The organism is Vreelandella glaciei, assembly GCF_013415125.1.
Taxonomy (GTDB): domain Bacteria; phylum Pseudomonadota; class Gammaproteobacteria; order Pseudomonadales; family Halomonadaceae; genus Vreelandella; species Vreelandella glaciei.
Genome location: NZ_JACCDE010000002.1, coordinates 231,056 through 253,607, shown reverse-complemented (window position 1 = coordinate 253,607; position 22,552 = coordinate 231,056). Strand labels below are relative to the sequence as shown.

At 55.0% G+C, this 22,552-nt stretch carries 17 protein-coding genes and 1 pseudogene; 10 read left to right on the top strand and 8 right to left on the bottom strand.

The genetic code is table 11. From position 1 onward, the window contains the following. Window positions 1-442: 442 nt before the first annotated feature. The 7 genes from HZS80_RS02440 (at window position 443) to HZS80_RS02410 (ending at window position 8,998) form a co-directional block, all read left to right on the top strand. Complete coding sequence (locus HZS80_RS02440; RefSeq protein WP_179915060.1) at window positions 443-943, top strand: MerR family transcriptional regulator; 501 nt, start codon at window positions 443-445, stop codon at window positions 941-943. A gap of 29 nt (window positions 944-972) precedes the next feature. Beyond that, a complete protein-coding gene (locus HZS80_RS02435) occupies window positions 973-2,142 on the top strand; it encodes an isovaleryl-CoA dehydrogenase (protein WP_179915059.1) in 1,170 nt (389 codons plus the stop codon). Between the two features lie 10 nt (window positions 2,143-2,152). Further along, complete coding sequence (locus tag HZS80_RS02430) at window positions 2,153-3,760, top strand: carboxyl transferase domain-containing protein (RefSeq protein ID WP_179915058.1); 1,608 nt, start codon at window positions 2,153-2,155, stop codon at window positions 3,758-3,760. 13 nt (window positions 3,761-3,773) lie between these two features. Beyond that, a complete protein-coding gene (locus HZS80_RS02425) occupies window positions 3,774-4,598 on the top strand; it encodes an enoyl-CoA hydratase/isomerase family protein (protein WP_179915057.1) in 825 nt (274 codons plus the stop codon). Then, on the top strand, window positions 4,595-6,649 hold the full coding sequence (locus tag HZS80_RS02420) for an acetyl/propionyl/methylcrotonyl-CoA carboxylase subunit alpha (protein ID WP_179915056.1): 2,055 nt from the start codon (window positions 4,595-4,597) through the stop codon (window positions 6,647-6,649). The genes HZS80_RS02425 and HZS80_RS02420 overlap by 4 nt, the downstream gene beginning before the upstream one ends. A 13-nt stretch (window positions 6,650-6,662) precedes the next feature. Beyond that, entirely contained in the window at window positions 6,663-7,568 is a 906-nt protein-coding gene (locus HZS80_RS02415; RefSeq protein ID WP_179915055.1) for a hydroxymethylglutaryl-CoA lyase, read from the top strand. A gap of 701 nt (window positions 7,569-8,269) precedes the next feature. After that, the gene (locus HZS80_RS02410; protein WP_179915054.1) at window positions 8,270-8,998 is read left to right on the top strand and encodes a hypothetical protein; all 729 of its coding nucleotides are present in this window, start codon (window positions 8,270-8,272) and stop codon (window positions 8,996-8,998) included. A gap of 94 nt (window positions 8,999-9,092) precedes the next feature. Here HZS80_RS02410 and HZS80_RS02405 read toward each other — a convergent pair whose 3' ends face one another. From HZS80_RS02405 to HZS80_RS02385, 5 genes are all read right to left on the bottom strand, one after another. Continuing rightward, window positions 9,093-9,893 carry a hypothetical protein gene (locus HZS80_RS02405; RefSeq protein WP_246361655.1) on the bottom strand — a complete coding sequence of 267 codons (801 nt, stop codon included), beginning with the start codon at window positions 9,891-9,893 and terminating at the stop codon, window positions 9,093-9,095. 611 nt (window positions 9,894-10,504) lie between these two features. Continuing rightward, window positions 10,505-11,587, bottom strand: coding sequence for a TniQ family protein (locus HZS80_RS02400; RefSeq protein ID WP_179915052.1), 1,083 nt, complete (start codon window positions 11,585-11,587; stop codon window positions 10,505-10,507). Continuing rightward, a complete protein-coding gene (locus tag HZS80_RS02395) occupies window positions 11,587-12,471 on the bottom strand; it encodes a TniB family NTP-binding protein (protein WP_179915051.1) in 885 nt (294 codons plus the stop codon). The genes HZS80_RS02400 and HZS80_RS02395 overlap by 1 nt, the downstream gene beginning before the upstream one ends. Next, window positions 12,468-14,396, bottom strand: coding sequence for a Mu transposase C-terminal domain-containing protein (locus tag HZS80_RS02390; RefSeq protein ID WP_179915050.1), 1,929 nt, complete (start codon window positions 14,394-14,396; stop codon window positions 12,468-12,470). The genes HZS80_RS02395 and HZS80_RS02390 overlap by 4 nt, the downstream gene beginning before the upstream one ends. After that, complete coding sequence (locus HZS80_RS02385) at window positions 14,389-15,066, bottom strand: TnsA endonuclease N-terminal domain-containing protein (RefSeq protein WP_179915049.1); 678 nt, start codon at window positions 15,064-15,066, stop codon at window positions 14,389-14,391. Before HZS80_RS02385 ends, HZS80_RS02390 begins: the two co-directional genes overlap by 8 nt. A gap of 135 nt (window positions 15,067-15,201) precedes the next feature. Here HZS80_RS02385 and HZS80_RS02380 point away from each other — a divergent pair. Continuing rightward, a pseudogene (locus tag HZS80_RS02380) lies at window positions 15,202-15,870 on the top strand (ATP-binding protein); the annotation flags it as partial. Between the two features lie 12 nt (window positions 15,871-15,882). Here HZS80_RS02380 and HZS80_RS02375 read toward each other — a convergent pair. After that, window positions 15,883-16,863, bottom strand: a complete 981-nt coding sequence (locus HZS80_RS02375; RefSeq protein ID WP_035555069.1) for an alpha/beta hydrolase — start codon at window positions 16,861-16,863, stop codon at window positions 15,883-15,885. 219 nt (window positions 16,864-17,082) lie between these two features. Between HZS80_RS02375 and HZS80_RS02370 the strand changes: the two genes are divergently transcribed. Together HZS80_RS02370 and HZS80_RS02365 are read left to right on the top strand one after the other, a co-directional pair. Beyond that, complete coding sequence (locus HZS80_RS02370; protein WP_035555066.1) at window positions 17,083-19,263, top strand: malate synthase G; 2,181 nt, start codon at window positions 17,083-17,085, stop codon at window positions 19,261-19,263. 110 nt (window positions 19,264-19,373) lie between these two features. Then, the gene (locus HZS80_RS02365; RefSeq protein ID WP_035555065.1) at window positions 19,374-19,802 is read left to right on the top strand and encodes a PaaI family thioesterase; all 429 of its coding nucleotides are present in this window, start codon (window positions 19,374-19,376) and stop codon (window positions 19,800-19,802) included. A 12-nt stretch (window positions 19,803-19,814) separates the two neighbouring features. Here the strand turns inward: HZS80_RS02365 and HZS80_RS02360 are convergent, their stop codons facing one another. Together HZS80_RS02360 and paoC are read right to left on the bottom strand one after the other, a co-directional pair. Further along, window positions 19,815-20,261 carry a DUF411 domain-containing protein gene (locus HZS80_RS02360; protein WP_179915048.1) on the bottom strand — a complete coding sequence of 149 codons (447 nt, stop codon included), beginning with the start codon at window positions 20,259-20,261 and terminating at the stop codon, window positions 19,815-19,817. A 101-nt stretch (window positions 20,262-20,362) separates the two neighbouring features. Next, window positions 20,363-22,552 (bottom strand): aldehyde oxidoreductase molybdenum-binding subunit PaoC, encoded by a 2,190-nt coding sequence (gene paoC, locus HZS80_RS02355; protein WP_179915047.1) that lies wholly within the window; start codon window positions 22,550-22,552, stop codon window positions 20,363-20,365.

The following is a 22,552-nucleotide window of genomic DNA, read 5'->3' as shown; positions in this document are numbered from 1 at the left end:
CTGTTTGTGTTTATGAATTTTGGCCTTCTACGCTTCATCTTGCTGGTTTCTCAAGCTAGCTAACCTTAATTGCCACTCGTAATCTTTTACTCGCATGAAGTGATAAGCCTCTTTTGCTCTTGTATCCAGGTACTAAATGTGAGGTTTCACTAGCTGCTTAAATGCTTAGTCGAACCCCCGTTGGCTGAAAACCATGTATTACTTTTACGTAGACGTAAGATAGAAACTAGCAGTCAATTGTAGAGCATTACAATTACATCTTTGGTCTATATCTATTTAAATTAAGCACTATTAAAAGTATAAAATTTATATTTTTCATCACCTTAACAACACTTTAAATATCACATACGTACAACTACTACCTTTACGTTAACGTAAACTTGTTTTAGCCTCATATCAGTGTTCCGTAGGGACCATTCTCCTACCGACAAGAGTAGCGATCATGAACATAACCTACACAATCAGTGAATTGGCCAGCGAGTTTGACGTCACTACCCGGAGCATTCGCTTTTATGAAGACCAGGAGTTATTGCACCCTATTCGCAGTGGGCAAACTCGAATTTACAGCAGCGAAGATCGAGTGCGGCTCAAGCTAACGATTCGTGTTAAACGACTAGGCTTTTCCCTGGCAGAAACTCGTGTGCTCTTTGAACTATGGGATGAAACCCCCAGCGGCTGTAAGAAGCAACTGTACCTAATGTTTAACAAGATAGCCGATCTTCATGCAGCGCTCGATCAGCAGATGAGAGACATTACGATGGTGCAATTAGATCTTGAAAGTGCCGAGATTCGTTGTCGTCAAACCTTGGAAGCACTACTTGAAAAACAAAACCCTGAGAAGATATTAAACTCAATCGCTCACACTTCGCCCCTTTTCCCACCACGATGCACTAATTCGGTGCCTTGTTTACATACTCTCGGCACGCCTAGCCGACACAGCTAGCTAATGCTATTCGTAACAGGTGATTGAACATGTTTTCACACTACTCAGAACTCAATTTGGGCCTCGATGACGAACTGAATATGCTGCGCGAGCAGGTCAACGCCTTTGCCACCAGTGAGATTGCCCCACGCGCTGCCGAAATCGACCGCAACAACGAATTCCCCAACGATCTTTGGAAGAAGTTTGGCGACATGGGCCTTCTGGGCATCACCGTTTCCGAGGAAGATGGCGGCAGCGGTATGGGCTACCTCGCCCACTTTATCGCCATGGAGGAAATCTCGCGGGCCAGCGCATCGGTTGCGCTCTCTTACGGCGCCCACTCCAACCTGTGCGTGAATCAGATCAAGATTAACGCCTCCTCAGAACAGAAAGCCAAGTACCTGCCTAAGCTGATCAGCGGCGACCACGTGGGCGCTTTGGCGATGTCGGAACCCGGCGCAGGCTCTGACGTGGTCTCAATGCAACTGCGCGCCAAACAAAATGGCGACCACTACATCCTTAACGGCAATAAGATGTGGATCACTAACGGTCCCGATGCGGATGTTCTGGTGGTCTACGCCAAGACTGACCCCGAAGCCGGTTCCAAAGGCATTACCGCCTTTATTATCGAAAAAGGTATGCCTGGTTTCTCCACCGCCCAGAAGCTCGACAAGCTGGGCATGCGCGGCTCCAACACTTGCGAGCTGGTGTCCCAGGACTGCGCCGTGCCCGCTGAGAATATCCTCGGCGGCGCAGGCAAAGGCATTCGCGTGCTGATGAGTGGCTTGGATTACGAGCGCACAGTCCTAGCCGCGGGCCCGATTGGCATTATGCAGGCGGCAATGGACGTGGTGATGCCCTATATCCACGAGCGTATGCAGTTCAACCAGTCGATTGGCGAGTTCCAGTTGGTGCAGGGCAAGGTAGCGGATATATACACCACTTTGAACGCCTGTCGTGCCTATTTATATGCCGTTGCAGGTGCCTGCGATCGCGGCCAAACCTCGCGCAAAGATGCCGCTGTCGTCATTCTCTACTGTGCTGAAAAAGCGACGCAAGTCGCGCTGGATTCTATTCAGTTGCTCGGCGGCAACGGCTATATCAACGAATACCCTACCGGGCGCCTGCTGCGCGACGCCAAACTGTATGAAATTGGTGCAGGTACCAGCGAGATTCGACGGATGTTGATTGGCCGCGAACTCTTCACCAAAAGCAAGTAAGGATCGCGTTATGAGCATTATTAATAGCAAAATCAATCCTCGCAGCGATGTGTTTCAAGCCAACGAAGCCTCAATGCTGGGTGAAGTGAATAAACTGCGCGAACTGACCGCCGCTGTAGCCCAAGGTGGCGGTAGTAAAGCCCGTGAGCGCCACGAAAGCCGCGGTAAGCTGTATGTGCGCGACCGCATTGATCACTTGATCGATGAAGGCTCACCGTTTTTAGAGTTTTCTACTTTGGCCGCACACGAAGTATATGATTTTTCGGTGCCTGCTGCCGGTGTAGTCACCGGCATTGGCCGGGTGTCCGGGATCGAGTGCGTGATCGTCGCCAACGACGCCACAGTAAAAGGCGGCACCTACTTTCCGCTCACGGTAAAAAAACACCTGCGTGCTCAGAAGATCGCCCGCAAGCATCGCTTGCCGTGCATCTATCTGGTCGATTCCGGTGGTGCTTTTCTACCCCGCCAAGATGAAGTTTTTCCCGACCGCGACCACTTCGGGCACATCTTTTATAACCAGGCGACGATGTCTGCCGAAGGTATTCCGCAAATTGCCGTGGTGATGGGTTCCTGCACCGCGGGTGGAGCTTATGTCCCCGCCATGGCGGATGAATCGATTATCGTCAAAGAGCAGGGCACGATTTTTCTGGGTGGCCCGCCCTTGGTCAAAGCCGCCACCGGCGAAAGCATTAGCGCTGAAGATTTAGGCGGTGCAGATGTTCACGCCAAAGTCAGCGGGGTGGCCGACCACTACGCCGAAAACGACGCCCACGCACTGCAGCTTGCCCGCGCCTGCGTATCGCGGCTGAACTGGCAAAAGCGGGGCAAGCTCGCCATGCAGGCGCCTAAGCCGCCCAAACTCGATCCTTCCGAGCTGTATGGCATTGTCGGTACCGACCTAAAAAAACCCTACGACGTGCGCGAAGTGATTGGCCGCATTGTCGATGACTCCGATTTCGACGAGTTCAAACGCTATTATGGCGAAACCCTGGTCACCGGCTTTGCCCATATTCACGGCTACCCGGTTGGGATCGTCGCGAACAACGGCGTGCTGTTTTCCGAAAGTGCCGTGAAAGGCGCCCACTTTATCGAGCTCTGCGCCCAGCGCAAGATTCCACTGATCTTCCTGCAGAACATTACCGGCTTTATGGTCGGCTCCAAGTACGAGCACGAAGGCATTGCCAAGCACGGCGCCAAGCTGGTGACTGCCGTGGCCTGCGCCAAAGTGCCCAAGTACACCGTACTGATTGGCGGCAGCTTTGGTGCCGGTAACTACGGCATGTGCGGCCGAGCTTACGACCCCAACCTGCTGTTTATGTGGCCCAACGCGCGTATTTCAGTGATGGGTGGCGAGCAAGCTGCCAACGTATTAGCGCAAGTTAAACGTGAACAGATAGAGAATGAGGGAGGAAGCTGGAGCCAAGAAGAAGAGGCATCTTTTAAAGAACCTACGCGCAAACAATATGAAAACCAGGGTCACCCTTACTATGCCAGTGCCCGGCTGTGGGACGACGGCGTTATTGATCCCACACAGACCCGTGAAGTGTTAGGGCTTTCTCTGGCTGCCGCAATGAATGCTGAGATCGCAGAGACTAAGTTCGGCGTTTTCCGAATGTAAGAGGGTAATAACGATGACTTATTCAACACTGACTATTAGAGATCGCGTGGCGCGCTTGAACTTAAACCGGACTGAGGTGCATAACGCTTTTGATGATAACTTAATCGCTGAGCTAAACCTTCATTTAAATCAACTACATAAGCTCGCTGAAAACGGAGATGTAAGGGTAACAGTGCTGAGTTCAGAAGGTAAAAGTTTCTCCGCAGGCGCTGATTTGAACTGGATGAAGCGCATGGTCGATTATGACCTAGAGGGCAACGTCGCTGATTCTCGCAAGCTCGCTGCGCTGATGCATGGCCTGGACACGCTGCCATGCCCCACGATTTGCCGTGTGCAGGGGGCCGCTTTCGGCGGTGCCGTTGGCCTTGCCGCCTGTTGCGATATCGTAATAGCTTCTGATAAAGCTAAGTTCTGCTTATCGGAAGTAAAAATTGGGTTGGTTCCAGCCGTTATTAGCCCTTATGTGCAGCGTGCCATTGGCAATCGACAAATGCGGCGATATGCACTAACGGCTGAAATAATAAATGCTGTAACTGCTCTTAAGTTGGGTCTCGTGCATCAAATTATTCCACACAATGACCTAGATGAAGCTGTTGATAGCATGCTCGAAGTACTTCGAGCAGGTTCGCCTCAGGCACAGAAAATTGGAAAACAGATGTTCTCCCAGGTTGAGCGTGAGCCAGATAGCCCTGAGACCCGCGAGTATACCTGCCAGATGATCGCCAAGTTGCGGGTAAGCCAGGAAGGCCAAGAGGGTTTATCCAGCTTCTTTGAAAAGCGCCGCCCCGTCTGGACGTCATCTGAAGAACACAATAACGCTGCGGAGCCACGCTCATGACGCTTACCCCAACCAAATTCGATACCTTGCTGGTGGCCAATCGCGGTGAAATCGCCTGCCGCGTAATGCGCACCGCCCGCCGCATGGGTTTAAAAACCGTGGCCGTTTATTCTGATGCCGACGCCAGCGCCCGCCACGTACGTGAAGCCGATGAAGCCGTGCGCCTGGGGCCTGCCACCTCACGCGAAAGCTACCTCAATATTGAGGCAGTGATCGACGCCGCCCAACGCACCGGCACCGGCGCTATTCACCCCGGCTACGGCTTTCTTTCTGAAAACGGCAGCTTCGTCAAAGCCCTCGAAGAAGCCGGTATTACCTTTGTCGGCCCACCGGCTTCAGCCATTGCCGCCATGGGTGATAAATCCGCTGCTAAAGCGCGCATGGCCAATGCCGGTGTGCCACTGGTGCCGGGCTATCACGGCGACGATCAGGACGATGCTCTTCTGCGTAGCGAAGCCGACAAAATCGGCTACCCTGTCATGCTCAAAGCAAGCGCAGGCGGCGGTGGTAAAGGCATGCGCGTTGTTGAATCCGGTGATGGCTTCCAGGCAGCGTTAGACGGCTGCCGTCGTGAATCCAAAGCCGCGTTCGGCGATGACCGCATGCTGATCGAAAAGTACCTGGTACAGCCACGCCACGTGGAAGTGCAGGTGTTCTGCGACCGCCACGGCAACGGCGTCTATCTGTTCGAGCGGGACTGCAGCGTGCAGCGCCGCCATCAAAAAGTCCTTGAAGAAGCGCCTGCCCCCGGCATGACCGCAGAGCTGCGCGGTAACATGGGCGACGCCGCCGTGCGTGCCGCCCAGGAAATTGGCTATGTGGGTGCGGGTACCGTCGAGTTCCTGTTAGACGCGGACGGTTCGTTTTACTTTATGGAGATGAATACCCGTCTTCAGGTCGAACACCCGGTCACTGAGATAATCACCGGTCAGGATCTGGTCGAGTGGCAGCTACGTGTGGCCATGGGCGAACCGCTCCCATGCAGCCAAGACGAACTAACCATTACCGGACACAGCTTTGAAGCGCGGATTTACGCCGAAGACCCGGAACAGGATTTTCTGCCCGCTACCGGCCTGCTCACCCGCTTTGCGCTGGATTTGGAAGGCGCGGGTCTGGGTGCTGACCAGGTACGCCTGGATAGCGGCGTAGAGAGCGGCGATGCGGTATCCATGCATTACGACCCGATGCTCGCCAAACTGATTGTTCACGGCCCCGACCGCGATGCGGCGCTGGCCACGCTTAACCGCGCCCTAGCAGCGCTGGACGTTCAAGGCGTGGTCACTAACCGCGCCTTCTTGATGCGCCTAGCAACCCACCCCGGCTTTAAGAACGTGGAGCTGGATACGCGCTTTATCGAGCGCAACGAAGCCACCCTATTTGCCCCGCGCACCTACAGTATGGAAGCCTACGCCAGTGCTGCGTTAATCGGCCTTCATCAACTAGCCCAAGAGTGTGAAAGCGATTCACCTTGGGACCGCCACGATGGCTTCCGACTCAACGCGCCCCACACCATTCGCATTGCGCTATGTGACCCCGCAAGCGTAAAGGCCGCTGATAGCGATGATGCAGTGGTGATCGTTGAAGGCAAGCGTAGCGCGGGGGAGACACAGTGGAACCTCACTATCAATGATAAAACTCTCACTGCGAGCCTCCAGCCGCTGACGGGTGATGCTGTCGCCGTCACGTTGAACGGCCACCGCCGTCGCCTACAGGCGAACCGCGACGGGCATGTCGTCGTCATGGCTGACCCGAGCGGAGAAACCCGCCTGTTCTGGCGGCGTATCGATGCCATCGACCACGGTCACCATGAGGCGGAATCCACGCTCACAGCGCCCATGAACGGCACCGTCGTTGCCTTGCTGGTAGAGCCGGGCGTGGCAGTCGAGAAAGGCATGCCGCTAATGGTGATGGAAGCCATGAAGATGGAGCACACCATGACGGCCCCCGCCGATGGCAGCGTGGACACCTTCCACTTCCAGGCCGGCGACACCGTCAACCAAGGCGCCGTGCTGCTCGACTTTGCAGCCAACGACTCTGCGACTAACCAATAGGAGCTTATCCCTTATGCCATTGCCTTCGTCCGTTCAGTTGTTTGAAATGGCCCCCCGGGACGGCCTGCAAAACGAGCCGGGGGCCATCGTGCCTACCGCGACTAAAATTGCCCTGATTGAGCGACTGGCCAAGGCGGGTATCACGCATATTGAAGCGGCCAGCTTTGTATCACCCAAATGGGTGCCGCAAATGGGCGACGCCGTCGAAGTGATGGCGGGTATTAAGCGCCAGCCCGGCGTTGTCTATTCGGCGCTAACGCCCAATCTGAAGGGGCTCGAAAACGCCCTATCAGTAGGTGTGGAAGAGGTCGCCGTGTTTGGTGCCGCGTCAGAAGCCTTCTCGCAGAAAAACATCAACTGCTCGATTGCCGAGTCGCTGGCACGCTTTGAGCCAGTGTTAAAGCGTGCTGGGGATGCAGGCGTTCGTGTACGCGGCTATGTCTCCTGCGTATTGGGTTGCCCCTACGAGGGTGAGATAGCGCCTAGCAAGGTAGCCGAAGTAGCCAAGGCGCTCTATGAGATGGGCTGCTACGAGGTGTCTCTAGGCGACACGATTGGCGTCGGCACACCACTGGCGGCCAAACGTATGATTGAGGCGACTCGCCAGCAAGTGCCCATTGAGTTCCTGGCGGCGCACTTCCACGACACCTACGGCATGGCGCTGGCCAATTTGTACGCGGTAATGGAAGAAGGTGTTAGCGTGATTGATGCGGCGACGGCGGGCCTGGGCGGCTGCCCCTACGCCAAGGGCGCCTCCGGCAATGTAGCCACCGAAGACGTGCTTTACCTGCTTGAAGGGCTAGGCATTGAAACGGGCATTGACCTACAGGCCGTGATTGATACCGGTTACTGGATCACCCATGAGCTAGGCCGCAAGCCGAGCTCAAAAGTGGCGCTGGCAAAAGGCGCTAGCCGATAAGATTCGTCGTTAATAATAAAAATGAAGCAAAACAGCTCAACCTTCTCTGCCATCATGTTCAGACAAGGAAATATCGGAGAGACCTGAAATGTCTTCACACACTGACTCTACCCAGGTCATGATCCTCTCCTTAGTAACACATGGGGGCAGCAGATTATTCGGAATATCCAGGATCAAGCTACTCATACCCTTGGCTGGTCTGGAACCCCTTGGCATTCTGATGACTTACCTATGGCGTTGGCAAGGTACTCTGATCCAGAAGGGCAGCTGATCTGTGACTATCGTTATGACTTACAAAACGCTGTGAACGAGGGCGTTTGCAGAGCCCCACGGATTACGCTAATTGATAATCCTTTAATCAGGCTCGTCGAGGAAAAAGAAAACACTGAGTCTGTTCGAGGGTTTTCATGCTTCTCTCAACTACTCAGTGAGTCACCCGTTAGCTATGAAGACCTGTTGCGCCATGACGACATCCTCAATGCTGTGCTGGATATAGGTATTCAGCAGCTGAGTGAAACCAGGCATAAGACCCCACAAGCTGGTGGGCTAGTAGTGGCGACGGATATAGAGCATGCCCACCAAATTGCTGGAATACTGAATGCTAAGCATCAAAGCTATGTCGTGGCCACCAGTAAAACACCTCGGGCTCAGCAACTAATCGACCGGTATCGACATGACAACACCTGCTGGATTGTAGCGCGGTGCTTGAGTGGCAAAAAGAAATTGCTATTCGTAATGGCGTCCCACCAAGGTTGGTCGAACGCTTGAGCGAAGCGTTCAATCACGCCCCCGTTGGAAATTCCTCAACAGATGGCTGGGTCAATTGGCTTTTGGACATAGTCGCTGAATACCCTTTGGACTTAACAATTTTCGTAAAGGAGACAGCTCTCATCTCCGTGTTTGGTCGCGCCTATACGAATACGTCAAATCCCGAAGCAACTGCCAAGCGAATACTAGAAGCGCTTAAGGTTTTAGTTTCCAAGTGGTGCCGAGGGTGCACACTAGCCCAGATCGAAGAGTGGCTTCTCGAATTCATTAGAAAGCACGAAGAAAACGTTAGCCAACAAGCAAACCAAAGCTCAACAGCGCAGCACGCCCGCCGATTTGCGATACGCATTGCTCCTGACATTGGCTTTCTTTGTGGGTTACTTGGACAGATCTCCGCTTATAAGGTCGCCGAAGAGGATGGAATCATGCCTCCTCTGATCGAAATGCTGCCACAGATGGTGCGAACTGGTGATTATGATCTCCATCATACAGCCCTGAGACAAATGAGTACTCACCCTTCGCGGGTAGAGCTTTTTGAAATGCTTTTTGAACTGAATTTGCCTTCCATTGCTAATGCATACGCCACAATGGATGTTGTAAGAGAAGAAGTCACCTCCGCAGTTATGCTCAAATCATTCACGGCTTTAGTTGACAAACAATAAATTTAGAATTCTTTTAAGGACTGGTTTTACACTTGGCCGTTGCAATGTCCACGTTCGACGCTACTGTTCGTCTATGGGTATAACTTTAAAAGTCTTATTGAGAGCTTGGCAGCCAATATTTACTGCCTTCTAAAGTAACCCAAATGCCATCGTCTTTGGTTTCTATCTCTTGCTGGCGGATGGCTTTTTTTGAGATTTTCCTCTCATGGAAATACTCCATGCCCAACATCAACCATTCCCACTGCCAGGCCTCATTCTTTTCAGGCTGTTTGGCCATTTTCATAAGTGAGCGAGCCAGCTTTTCCTTTCGCTGTTTGCAGATTCTTGCGGCGTTGACAACGGGCTTCAAGGCGGTGCCCTGCTGCTGATTAAGAAAGTTCGTAAAGCCAGTCAGGGTAGCGGCCTGGCCGGGTGCAGCGTCTAGGTAACTCTCGACGTCGCGCTGAGCGGGGAGCCTTTGTCCCGCTGTATCGGTGTGGCGCAGTAACGAGGCAGCTACCCGTAACGCCAGCCTTGCGGAGGTATAAGAGGTCTTGCCGCTCTTGATCCGAGACTCCAGCTGCCCCCAGTAGCTGTGAAGCGCTTTATTCGCCTGCGAACTAGGCGGTAAGGAGGCAAGACATTCACGAATGCGCCGTTTGTCCGAATGAAGACGCTTGGCTTGAGCATTGGGCTTGATCCCTTTTGCTTCATCTAACCATCGCATAGGGAGCCTAACACGGCGCAGCCCTTCAGCTCCGAAGTGATGGAGCAGTTGTGAATAGCTCGGTACTTGCTGCCAGGTTGTTTCGATGTCGAGGAAAAATGCGAGGTAGTTATTGATCTTAAGCGCCGCTTTTTTCGATCCTACGGTATGCATCAGCCATGCCCCAAACTCTACAAATAACCGACTCATTTCAGGTTCTTTGAATGCTGCTTGGTTAATTGTTATCCGCTTTCGGCACGTCCTACCCCAATAACAGGCCTCGCAGACATCACCTCGGCCCGCAGGCATGGTGCCGTAACAGGAAGGGCAGGTAATGTCCCCCTGCTCGTGGCACGTGTGACAAAGTTTTTGACCTTCTGGAGCAATGGTCAATAATCGATGGCGGCGACAAGCGGAACAGGTTCCGTGATCTGCCGAAGCACATGACGGACACAGACGACGATCATGGCCCTGACGTTTTACCCTCGTCAGTCGTCCTGATGGCGTCCCACAGTCCTCACACGGCTTTGGCTCCCGAAAGTGAGGGGAGCATGCGTTACAGACCGGTCCGTAAGGCGTGATCTTTCCTATCCTGTATTCAGCGCTTCCACATCGTGCACACGGTTTGTCGATCTCGCAGCGACGGCAGACCGCCTTAGGATCATCGCGTGGCAAGCGGGCCAACTCACCGCATGGTGGGCACAGCCGTCGCTTAAAAACACGTGCGTAGCAGGTGGAACAATAACCATGCCCTCGGTGTCGGCGCGTTAGCTTAAGAACTTCACGCCCGCACTCATCACAGCATATTTCCGAGCGTTGGGTCATGGCATTTCGGTCTTCATTCTGCGCTTCAAGCGTGCCCATGCTGCCCTGACGGCTCGCTCTGATTTCGGTTGATGGCCACTTTGAAGATCGCCACGCGAGGTTTTCTGTCGAGGGGAACCGTTGACCATCATTGGCCGGATTACCTCTGGAGGCGATTTTCGTGGATCATGAAGAGCGGTCGCCATTACCTCATTCCTATGGAACGCTTCAAACATCTCATCAAGACCAATATCCAGCATGCGCTGTATCGTTGTGAGCATTGCGCTTCGTTCAGAAACGGGCAACAGCTCGAAGGATAGGCCCGTCACCGGCAAGAGCCTCTCAGTGACCGAAATGCCAAGAGACTGGAGAGCGAAAGTCAGTTCGGATGCTGGCCAACGACTTGCTCGGCGTATCACACCAAGGAGAAAGGCATTGACCGCAAACCATTCGGAGGCTGAAATCGCTTTGTCGCCAAGGACAGCGTGGTCCCTCTGCAGAACCTCATCCGCAAGCTGTTGGAACCTCAGTGCGTCTTGGGAAATGGGTGTGCAGGCCACATGGCGCCAGTCAAGCTTACATCGTGCGCATTGAGCTATGTGCTTATCCTCTGCTACGAGCCGGTGAGGTTCGATAGGAGCATGGCAAGTAGGGCAAGCATCAAGGAGCAGCACGTCATGCAAAGGGCATCCCACGTGCCAGGCCATCCGCCAGGCGCGTCGGAAGTAGGGAGTGATATCCTGAGTGAGGCACAAGGAGCAAAACTGCTGGCCCCCGTGGTGAACTCGATTTCTGGTGCCCAAAGCCAACAGCCAAGGCCATGAGCGATTTTCCGCTAGCGGGTGGCCACTGATCTGTTCATAAACGCCACGCAATGCGGCTTGCTCGAAATCGGACGCAGGAATACCTGATACCTGCACCAGAGGATCCAGACGGGCATCAGGAATACCTCTGTCGATATCCCGCGTCCATACCCGCCATCCTGGCCAAATAGCTCCCGTGAGTGCCAAAGGATCACAGCCCTGTCTTAAGGCAGCCTTGGCCAACCAGGATGAAAGTGCTTCATCGGCCAGGAGAGGAACCCGGAGTGTCCAGGGCATCAGAGTGTCACTTCCCTAATCCCGCGTGTCGGACGCAGCCATGCCTTGCTTTGAATGATATCTCCATCAATACGCTCTTTGCCTGAAAGGATCGCCTCATTAGCACATTCGATTAACAACCGGTGCAGGTCGCCCAGGTTACCTCCGGATACTGCATGAAGGGAAAAGGCCAACTCAGGCTTATGTAATTGCGATACCTGCTTGAGCGGCAGGGTTTTTTCAAACCCAGCCAGCAACTTCTGAAAATCTTCAGTGAGTGTCCACGCCGGTAAGGTAACCACATCAAAACGGCTGGCGTGCTGAGGGTCTGAGTGGAGAACGCGCACAGCATCCCGAGTACCGACGCCGACAATCGGCAGCATAAGTTCGTTACAGAGGAGTTTGATGGCATTCATGGTTTCCCGCTGCTTTACGGCACCCCCTGTCAAGAGTGAGTGAAACTCATCAATAATAAGGAGACGCGTGTGGCAGGCGCGAAGCTGGTGAATGACCTGATAGCGAAGCTTGGACACCGGATCAGTTGGGCGATACGGCGCCCAAAAGCTTTCCAAGATGGCAATGTAAAGCCCTTTTTCGTCGGCACTAGGAGGGGACTGAGTGACAATGACGGGTTTGACGGGATCAGCGTCTTCGTTGACATAGCCCTGGCCGTGCAACTTGGATAAGCGCTGAACTATGGTTGTTTTACCGTTATTGGACTCACCGACAATCAGCAAATTGGGCATTCTCGGACGGCTTGGTTTTTCCATGAGTCCGCGCATGGCCTCAATAATCCGGTTAGCCAATGGGTAGCCGATCCAACGAGGCTGATCCATAAATGCGATGCGCTCTTCGGCAGATAAACCAAGGACGTAGCGAAGGTCCGGGTGCAGGTGTGTGCTCATTCGATATCCCAATTCACTTCGATGTCGCCGGACAAAAGTCCATCAAAACTGGACTGCGGCGCTATAGGTGGCTGAGCTTTAGCGGTATTAGCAAGCGGGTCGGCAGGTGTCACCTTCTTCTCATGCTCTTTACGTCGTTGAGCTTGCCGACGACTTCTTTTTGTCCGCGCCTTCGACTCCTCTACGTGGCTTCTCATTTCGCTGATAGTCCGCAACAGCTGGCTCTCGTCCGTAGAGTCGATGCCTTCCTTGCGAAGACTTGCTCTGGCCTGGGCATGCTCCCAAATACTCATCGAAGGGAGAGACAGGTTGGCAAAGGGTATTTTGAAGTACTGATTCAGCGCGGGATCTTTGAACCAAATAGCACTAATGTCCCTGGGGTCGCGCCGGAAAACAAATGACCGCTTGTTAGTAGGGTTATCCGACTCAACTGCATTTATCCAAGCTCGAAGGGCTTCATCGTAGTAGCGCAAGCCATCGATGGTGACACCAAAGGGCTGAATGGTGCGCTGAAAACTGGGCAGAAAATCGAGCAGTACAGATAATCGATCTACGGGTCGCGGTGCTAACCCGACTCCCTGTATCTCTGCATTACCAAAGACACCGATCTCCCACTTTTTCATAGGCGACATTCCAATTCCAGAATGCCGTCGCTGGTGGTAGACCTTGCAGATCAAGGTAACAAGCCACTCTTCAAATTCACTTTTTGTCATGGCCGCGTGCTTTTCCGGATCGTACCCCTCCTTTTCTTTGATGGATGAGAAAGTGGTGCCCGGGAGATCATGGATCTCCTTGAGGAGTGAGCCCAGCAATCGCTCAATGTGGCCACCATAGCGAGGCTGACGAACTGGCCGAAATTCGAGATTGATCCCATAGGCCAAGCAAGAGCGTCGAAATGACTCAGAACGGAAGTCTGGGCCATTATCAACGTGGATCGTCCTTGGTGTACCCCATACTGGCCATTCAGCCTCCACGTTATGCAGCAAAAGCCATTCGTCCTTAGGGAGCATAGACTGAGCTACGCACATCCCGACAGACGTCTCAGAGGGTGCATCAAAGGACAGATAATACCCAGTGACAACGCGACTAAATACGTCCATTGCCAGCGTTATCCAGGGCCTTCCAATAGGCTTGCGATGTACATCATCCACCAGAATAATATCCGCTGGTGTATGGTCAATCTGCATAACCGCAAGAGGGTAGTCAGCGTTAGGGAAGTGGCCAGCAGCAGGCTGGAACCGATTGATAGCCTTCTCTCTGAATCCATGGGCGCGCAACCTGTCGCGCTCCGGAACACTGCGAAGACGGGAGCGTACCGTGCCGGGACTGGGAGGGTCGATTTTGCGCTCATGACATCGACGCATGACCTCCAAAACCACTTTTTGTGCCGTCGAGCGCTGCGGCGTCAAATAAACCTCGTTAATAACTTCCTTGATCACTGCTTCGGCATGAGCGGGAATGCGTGTATTGCCTTTTTTCCAACCCGGTTTTTGCGGGATCAACGCCAGGACAGTTCCCATGGCGCGGTAACGCTGCAACCACCGATAAATCGTTGCAGTATCAACCCCTGTCTCCTTTGCTCGCGCACTAACCACTTCCCGGCCTATCAGTAATTGGTCGACCAGCGGCTGAATAATGGAAAAGCGCCGCTCAGCTTCATGCCAGTCCGAATCTCCCACCTCGGTCAAATCAGGAGCAGGACCGGTAAGATTGCTATCGATAGGCATCAGCTCAGTTACCGGTAAAGGGCTACTTCGTCCTGTCTCAACGGCAACGCCGATAGCTGTGGAGAAATCTAGCACTTCTGTGATTCGATAGACGGTCTCTCCCTTCTGTACGTACTCACCGACCACGACCTTTACTTGCTGGCGAGTTTGCGTGACTCCACTGTCAGGACTAGGTGTATTGGCACTATTTTCACTCATAATTTGGCACCCAGACTTCTGTGAAAGGACTAAAAGGAAGAGCCATATGGCAATCTAGCTGCCGAGTAGCTAGCAGATGCCACAAGTGAGAGATGCCCTCAGCGCGATAGATGCCCATGAAGTGCCGGGCTAGCAGGTAGTCCAAAGTGACAACCCCCATCTTATGAGCTGTTTTCAGCACTTCCTGACTTTCTTCGGGTGAAAACGTCATGCGCTTGTAGCGCATCAGGAAAGTGATGTTGTCGAAGGTTGCGTCTCTGATGCGGCTTTCATCAGCAAGGCGAAATGTCCAACCTTGGTCCTTAGCGTATCGTAACGCCGCTTTCCACTTAGGGAGCCAATCACGCCATTGTTTACGCCATGCCGCCTGTGGCTTGACCTCAACCAGTAAAGGTTTCGGATAGTCCTCATAATGACGATTTCCTAGCTGGTAATAGACCAGATAGTCAGGCGTATATGTATAGCATCGGCCTGTGATGGGATTTTGGAAAGGAATCTCGCAAGGCTGCGAGATGACCCCAAGCACATCTAAATCGAACTCTGCCCGAATCAGAAAGTCACGCTCCAGCGTCGATTCAAAGGCAATGGACTCTTCACCTCGAAAAGCATGGTAACCAGACACGCTTCGTCGAGTCGGGCCGATTTTGCGTACTGACGCTGGCAGCTTCATGGGCAGTCGCTCCAATTATTGAAATTCTTAGAGGCAGTCGCAACAATTTGCCTCATTTTCATCGCATTGAATTCTAAAAATTATACCATAAGGTGTTGATATTGCGTTTTCATTGTCGCAGCAATTGCTGAAAATGACAGCGGCTCAAAACCCAAACCCGGCGAGATTTCACTCGCCCACCACGGCGTGCTGTTTTTAGACGAACTCCCCGAGTTTTCCCGCCATGTATTAGAAGTGCTTCGGCAGCCACTAGAAACCGGTACGATCCATTTAGCCCGCGCCAGCCATGAACGCCGTTATCCAGCTCGGTTTCAATTGGTAGCCGCCATGAACCCTTGCCCCTGCGGCCACTTAGGCGATCCGCGCCAGCGCTGTCAGTGTACCGCCAGCCAAATCCAGCGTTATCAAGCGCGGCTTTCTGGGCCGCTGCTGGACCGTATCGACCTTCAAGTGGAAGTGCCCGCGCTGCCACCCGAACAGCTTACTGCGCAAACCCAAGGCGAATCATCAGCAGCGGTGCGTGAGCGAGTAATAGCCGCCCGGGAGCGACAAATGGCCCGCGGCGCGCTGAACAGCCAGTTAAGTGGTAAAGCCCTGGAAGCCGCCTGCGACCTGAATGATGAAGAACGCGCCTGGCTGGCGGGCGTGCTCGAAAAGCTCAAGCTTTCTGCCCGCGCCTACCACCGCGTTTTGCGGGTGGCACTTACCCTAGCCGACCTGCAGGGTGAGCCCAAACCCACTCAACCGCACTTTATTGAAGCGATTGGCTACCGGCAGTTGGATCGGATGTTGAAGGGAGCTTAACGAAAAGCGGCACTAGGATTGATTCTCGCTAAGCTGGTCTACAAACCCATCCAGCGCTTCAAACAGCACCTCCCGGATGGGATCGGCTTCATTTACCAAGTGGTGGCGAGCTTCCGGGTGGCGGTGAATTTCGGCATTGGGAAACTTCTTCGCCAGAATCGCTAAATTCCACTCCCAATCGACGGTCAGATCCTGCTCGCCCTGGAGTATCAGGGTAGGCAGCGGGTTGGGCTCCTGGGCCAGTAGGCGGGGCATCCAGCGGCGCATAGCGCTCACCCAGGCAACGCTCAAGCGCTCTGGCTGCAGCGGGTCACCCTCGCGTAGAAACTCGGTGAACTGCTCGTCGGTAGAGTTGGGGCGATATTTACGCGGCAACTCTTTTACAAACGGGCTGGCAATCAAGTGCAGCCAGCTGGTTTGGCTCCATCCCCAAGGCCGCACCAGGGGCGCCAGCAGCACCAAACCCGACCAACCGGAAGCCTCACGGCGGGTGAGTGCATCGGTAGCTAAAATCGCCCCACCGGTACTCTGGCCCACGCCTAACCACGGCGCAGGCGCCATGCCTTGGCTCTTTAGGGTCGTCTGCAAATGGGCCAGGCAGTGCTGATAATCATCGAAATCTTCTATTGCCGCCCGCGCACCGCTGGAAAGGCCGTGGCCGGGAAGATCCCACAGCACGACTCGCCAGCCTTTAGCCAGCAGGCGTTCAAGCAAATGGCGATATAACCCCATATGATCGAAATAGCCATGTACCACAAAGGCAGTACCCACTGGCCGCGGGGGGCTCCACACTTGGCACCACAGCGCAAAGCGCCCCGTATCGATAAAGCCTGCATGCACTTCACTGGTATCTAACAGCAGTGCTTCTAAGCCATAGTGGTGGAAATAGCCTTGCATGGCGTCTGCCAATACTTCCCCTGGCAACAGGCGGCTGAGGGCGGTATCGCCCGAGGCGTGGCGAAACAAGCCTTCCAGATGTTGGAAATCACGCATCGTTGTTTCTCCATAACGCCATTTTCCGTTGGCCTAGACGCGGCTGATGAGCCGCGTTCCCAAACCCTAATACCTAGTCATTTGGTCGAGCATTTTAGCGCATTAGGGTCTACGCTGTTTACATGCCCGAGCAGGTGTGGAATTATTTTCCATAAATACATTTTACTCTGACCGTGGCCAACACATTCCCCCCACGGGCATCCTCACAGGAGAAACCCCATGAGCGAGCGTATCACGCGCCACCGTTTACAGGTGGCAGCCGATTTAGATCGTTTTATCAATGAGCAGGCGCTACCGGGAACAGGCGTTGATGAAAATGCCTTTTGGGCCGGTGTGGATGCCCTGTTTCATGATTTGACCCCGAAAAACCGTCAATTACTGGAAGAGCGCGACACGCTGCAAGAGAAACTCGACGTATGGCACCGAGAAAATCCCGGCCCGGTGACCGATATGCCGGGATACCGCCGCTTCTTAAAAGAGGTTAACTACTTGGCAGAAGCGCCGGCTAACGTCAAAGCGACCACCGCCAACGTTGACCGGGAAGTCGCCGTTCAGGCAGGCCCGCAGCTGGTGGTGCCGGTGAGCAATGCACGCTATGCGTTGAATGCGGCTAACGCGCGCTGGGGCAGCCTTTACGACGCCCTGTACGGCACCGATGCGATTTCCGAAGAGGATGGCGCGGAAAAAGGCACCAGCTTCAACCCGAAACGTGGCGCCAAAGTGATTGCCTACGCCCGTGGCGTGCTTGACCGCGCGGCACCGTTGGCCACAGGTTCTCACCGTGATGCGGTGAAATACACCATTCGTGATGAGCACCTGGTGGTGTCGTTGGAGGGTGGTCGTGAGACGGGCCTTAAGGATTCCGGGAAGCTGATCGGTTTTACCGGTCAAGCGGCTAAACCCGACGCGATTCTGTTGGGTAACAACGGCCTGCACCTGGAAATCCAGATCGATCCCAACGACTCCATCGGCAAAACCGACCCGGCAGGCGTTAAAGATGTCGTGGTGGAAGCTGCACTGACCGCCATCATGGATTGCGAAGACTCCGTAGCGGCTGTGGATTCAGAAGACAAGGTCGGTGTTTACAGCAACTGGCTGGGCCTGATGAAGGGCGATCTGGAAGAGAAGATCGAAAAAGGCGGCAAGACGTTTACCCGCAAGCTGAACGCCGACCGCACCTGGCAAACCACCGATGGCAGCAGCGTCACGCTACCTGGCCGCTCGCTGATGTTCGTGCGTAATGTGGGTCACCTAATGACCACACCAGCGATTCTGGATGAGAACGGCAACGAGCTACCGGAAGGTATTCTTGATGCGGTGGTTACCTCGCTGCTCGCGCTGCACGACCTGAAGAAAGACGCTGACCAGCCGCGCAACTCGCGCACTGGCTCGGTTTATATCGTCAAGCCGAAGATGCACGGCCCTAAAGAAGTTGCCTTCGCCAACGAGCTGTTTAGCCGCGTTGAAGACATTTTGGGCATGCACCGCGACACCCTGAAAATGGGTATCATGGACGAAGAGCGTCGCACCACCGTTAACCTCAAGGCGTGTATCGCTGAAGCGGCTTCACGGGTGGCGTTTATCAACACCGGCTTCCTCGACCGTACCGGCGACGAGATGCACACTGCCATGGAAGCGGGCCCGATGGTGCGCAAGGGCGATATGAAAAGCGCCGCTTGGATTCAGGCCTACGAGAAGAGCAACGTGCAAGTGGGTCTTGCCTGCGGTCTGCGCGGTCGTGCCCAGATCGGTAAAGGCATGTGGGCCATGCCTGACCTGATGCACAACATGCTGGAGCAGAAAATCGGCCATCCTAAAGCCGGTGCCAACACCGCTTGGGTGCCTTCGCCCACGGCTGCTGCGCTGCACGCGCTGCACTACCATCAGGTCAACGTCACCGACGTTCAGCGCGAGCTGGAAGCGTTGGGCGAGCCCGACTACCTGGACGACCTACTCACCGTACCGGTAGCGGAAAACGCCAACTGGTCGGATGAAGAGAAGCAGCAGGAGCTGGACAACAACTGCCAGGGTATTCTCGGCTACGTAGTACGCTGGGTAGAGCACGGCGTGGGCTGTTCAAAAGTGCCGGATATCCACAACGTGGGCCTAATGGAAGACCGCGCCACGCTGCGTATCTCCAGTCAGCACATTGCCAACTGGCTACACCACGGCATTGTCGATGCACCGCGAGTGGAAGAAACCCTTAAGCGCATGGCCAAGGTAGTCGACGAGCAGAACGCAGGCGACCCGACCTACACCGCTATGAGCGCCGACTTTGAAGGCTCTACCGCGTTCAAAGCTGCCTCAGACCTGATCTTCAAAGGTCGCGTACAGCCCTCCGGCTACACCGAGCCACTACTCCACGAGTGGCGCCAGGTGCACAAAGCTAAACGTGCATAAGATTAAGTAAGCCCGCTCGCTTACTCACATAGCCCCAAGGCTCGCGCCTTGGGGCTTTTTATTTAGGCTGATTGACGTTAACGTTAAATAAAACGTGAGGAATAATAACAATGACCGTAATGACGGCTGAGCAGATTGAGCACTTCCTGGATGAGGTCTTTCCCCAGCGAATGGGCAAGATAGAGAATGTGGGCGAGATGCGCGCTACGATGCGCTTAGCGATCGGCAATGAACATCTTCGCCCTGGGCCGCGGGTTTCCGGGCCCACGATGATGGGTTTTGCGGATGTGGCCATGTATGTCGCTATTTTGGCCCAGATTGGCCCCGAAGCGATGGCGGTCACCAGCGACCTTAACTGCCACTTTCTGCGCGCGGCTTCCGGTGATCACGACATTATCGCCCACGCCAAGCTGATCAAACTCGGCCGCCGCCTAGCGGTGGGCGAAGTACAGATTTTTTCAGCCAGCGATGACACGCGCCCCGTGGTGCATGTCACCGCCAGTTACGCTCTGCCAGACGCACCGCTAGACAACGCTTAATGCAACCGCTGGTTAAGGCGCTAGGGTCATAAACGGGGTATCTTCCTGGTCGGTAAACGCATACACATTGTAAGGGGCCTCTTGCGGCCCCGGCATACCCGGCGTACCCATGGGCATCCCGGCCAAACCAATGCCGTCGATATCAGGTTGCGTTTCAAACAGTGCCTGCACCGCGTCCATCGGCACATGGCCCTCAATCCAGTACTCGCCTATTTCGATGGTATGGCACGACCCTAAACCATAGGGAACACCCGCCTGTTGCTTGATATCACTCAGTTCAGCGTCATCCACGATAGTGACATCAATGCCCAGCTCTTCAAGATGGCGTGCATAGGCATCGCAGCAACCGCACTGAGGGTTTTTGTACAAGGTCGCCTCGGCAGGCAGTGCCGCGTGCGCCGAGGTCGCCCCGAGAACTAGAGCGCTAGATAGTAATATTGAGGTGGTTAAGCGGCTCATAAATACCCTCCTGATTAAGAGCGAATAAAGAAACGTTGGTAAGCGACGCAGCATCCAATTGAAAGCTTACAACCTATGTGTCGCCCCAAGGTCAAGCTAGCTCAACGCTCAGTGCTAGGGAGTTGATCGATCATGCGATCCAGCGTCATCGGGTACTCACGAATCCGAATACCGGTGGCATTGTAGATCGCGTTGCCAATCGCAGCCGCTACGCCGCAAATACCCAGCTCACCCACCCCTTTTGCTTTTAGGGGCGATGAAGCAGCATCGGTGGTATCTAAAAAGATGACCTCCTGTTCGGGAATATCCGCATGTACCGCCACTTCGTAGCCTGCCAGGTCGTGGTTGACGAAGAAGCCGCGCTCGGTATCCACGCTCATGCCCTCGGTCAAGGCAGCGCCTACGCCCATGGTCATGCCGCCAATTACCTGGCTGCGCGCCGTGATGGGGTTGAGGATGCGGCCTGCATCGCACACGGCCAGCATGCGCCGCACGCGGGTTTCCCCGGTATAGGCATTCACGGCCACCTCGACAAAGTGCGCGCCGAAGGTACCAATCTCCAGCTCGTCCTTGAAGTCGCCAAAGTTGATCGAATCCTCAGCCACTATCTCTTCGCCATCGGCTATGTCGGCCAGCGCCATATCTGTCTGTCCGGCGACCACGCGGCCCTTTTCAAAGCGCGCCTCGTCAACGTTCAGGCGCTTGGCGATCTGCTGCTGAAGCGCCACACAGGCAGCATATACGCCAGCGGTGGCGCTAGTCGCACCAAACTGCCCGCCTGATCCGGAGGAGGTTGGGTAGGCGCTATTGCCAAGACGCACTTCTACGTCCTGCATCTCCATTCCCATGGTTTCTGCCGCCGTCTGGGTCAGGATGGTGTAGGAGCCGGTACCGATATCGGTCATATCGGTTTCCACGATCAGGCGCCCGTTCTGCAAGCGCACCCGCGCGCCTGAGGTCATGGTGGGCGCGCCGCGATAGGCACCGGCCATGCCGTGGCCAATCAGCCACTGGCCTTCGCGCCGACCGCCCGGCTTAAGGTTACGCTCAGCCCAGCCGAAGTTGTCGGCGCCCTTACGCAGGCACTCCACAAAGTGACGTTCGGTGAAAGGCTTAGAGGGCTCCTCGGGGTTGACCTGGGTGTCGTTGAGAATCCTGAACGCCACGGGGTCCATGCCGAGCTTCTCCGCCATCTCGTCCATGGCGATCTCCAGCACCGCCAGCCCCGAGGCTTCACCAGGGGCACGCATGTCCGCCGATTCGGGCAGGCCCATATCGATAGGATGGTGCGCCACGCGACGATTTTCGCCAGCGTAGAAGCAGCGGGTCTGGTTGACCGCGTCTTCACCGCTGCCGCCGAGTAGCGTATGGGAAACGGCAGCATGTTCAAAAGCGGTAATCTTGCCATCTGACCCGGCCGCGATGCGCAGACGCTGAATGGTGCCGGAACGGTGCGTGGCGTTGTTGAAGATCATCGGGCGCGGCAAGGCAACCTTAACCGGCCGCCCGGTCTCGCGCGAGCCAAATGCCGCCAGCACCGCATCGGCGCGTAGCCACAGCTTGCCGCCAAAGCCACCGCCCACATAAGGGCTTTCCAGGCGGATTCTGCCAGCGTCGATATCAAAGGTGGTGGCGAGCGCCTGGCGCGTCCACTGGATCATCTGGTTCGACGTCCATACCGTCATCTGGCCGCCATCCGACCAGTCCACGATAGAAGCGTGGGGCTCCATCATGGCGTGGCTTTGCGACGCGGTGCGGTAGGTTTCATCCAGTGTGACCGGCGCGGCAGCAAACGCCGCATCTACATCGCCGACGTTAGCCACCGGCTCGCCGGTGCTCTGAAGGCGCGTCCAGGCGTCTTCAAGATCAAACACGCCTTTCGCCTCTTCGTAGCGCACCTCGATCAATGACGCCGCCCCACGCGCCTGCTCCAAGGTATCGGCGACCACCACCGCGATGGCCTGATGGTAGTGCTCAACGGTGGCGCCGCCGAACAGGTGGGCCACATTGCTGTCGGCACGCGCCAGCGGCTCAAGCTCCAGGGTGGTAATAACGGCCGCCACGCCGGGTGCAGCGCGGGCAGCCGAGGCGTCCATATGAGTGATTTTTCCCCGGGCAATCGTTGCGCACACGGGGTAACCCACCAGTTGGTTGGCTGCCACGTCATGCCGCTCGTAGGCATAGGGTGCGCGACCGGTTACCTTGAGCAGACCGTCGATTCGCGCGTGAGGCTTGCCGATAACGCGAGCATGATCGAACAGATTATCTTCCGTTGATTGATTAAAATCCAT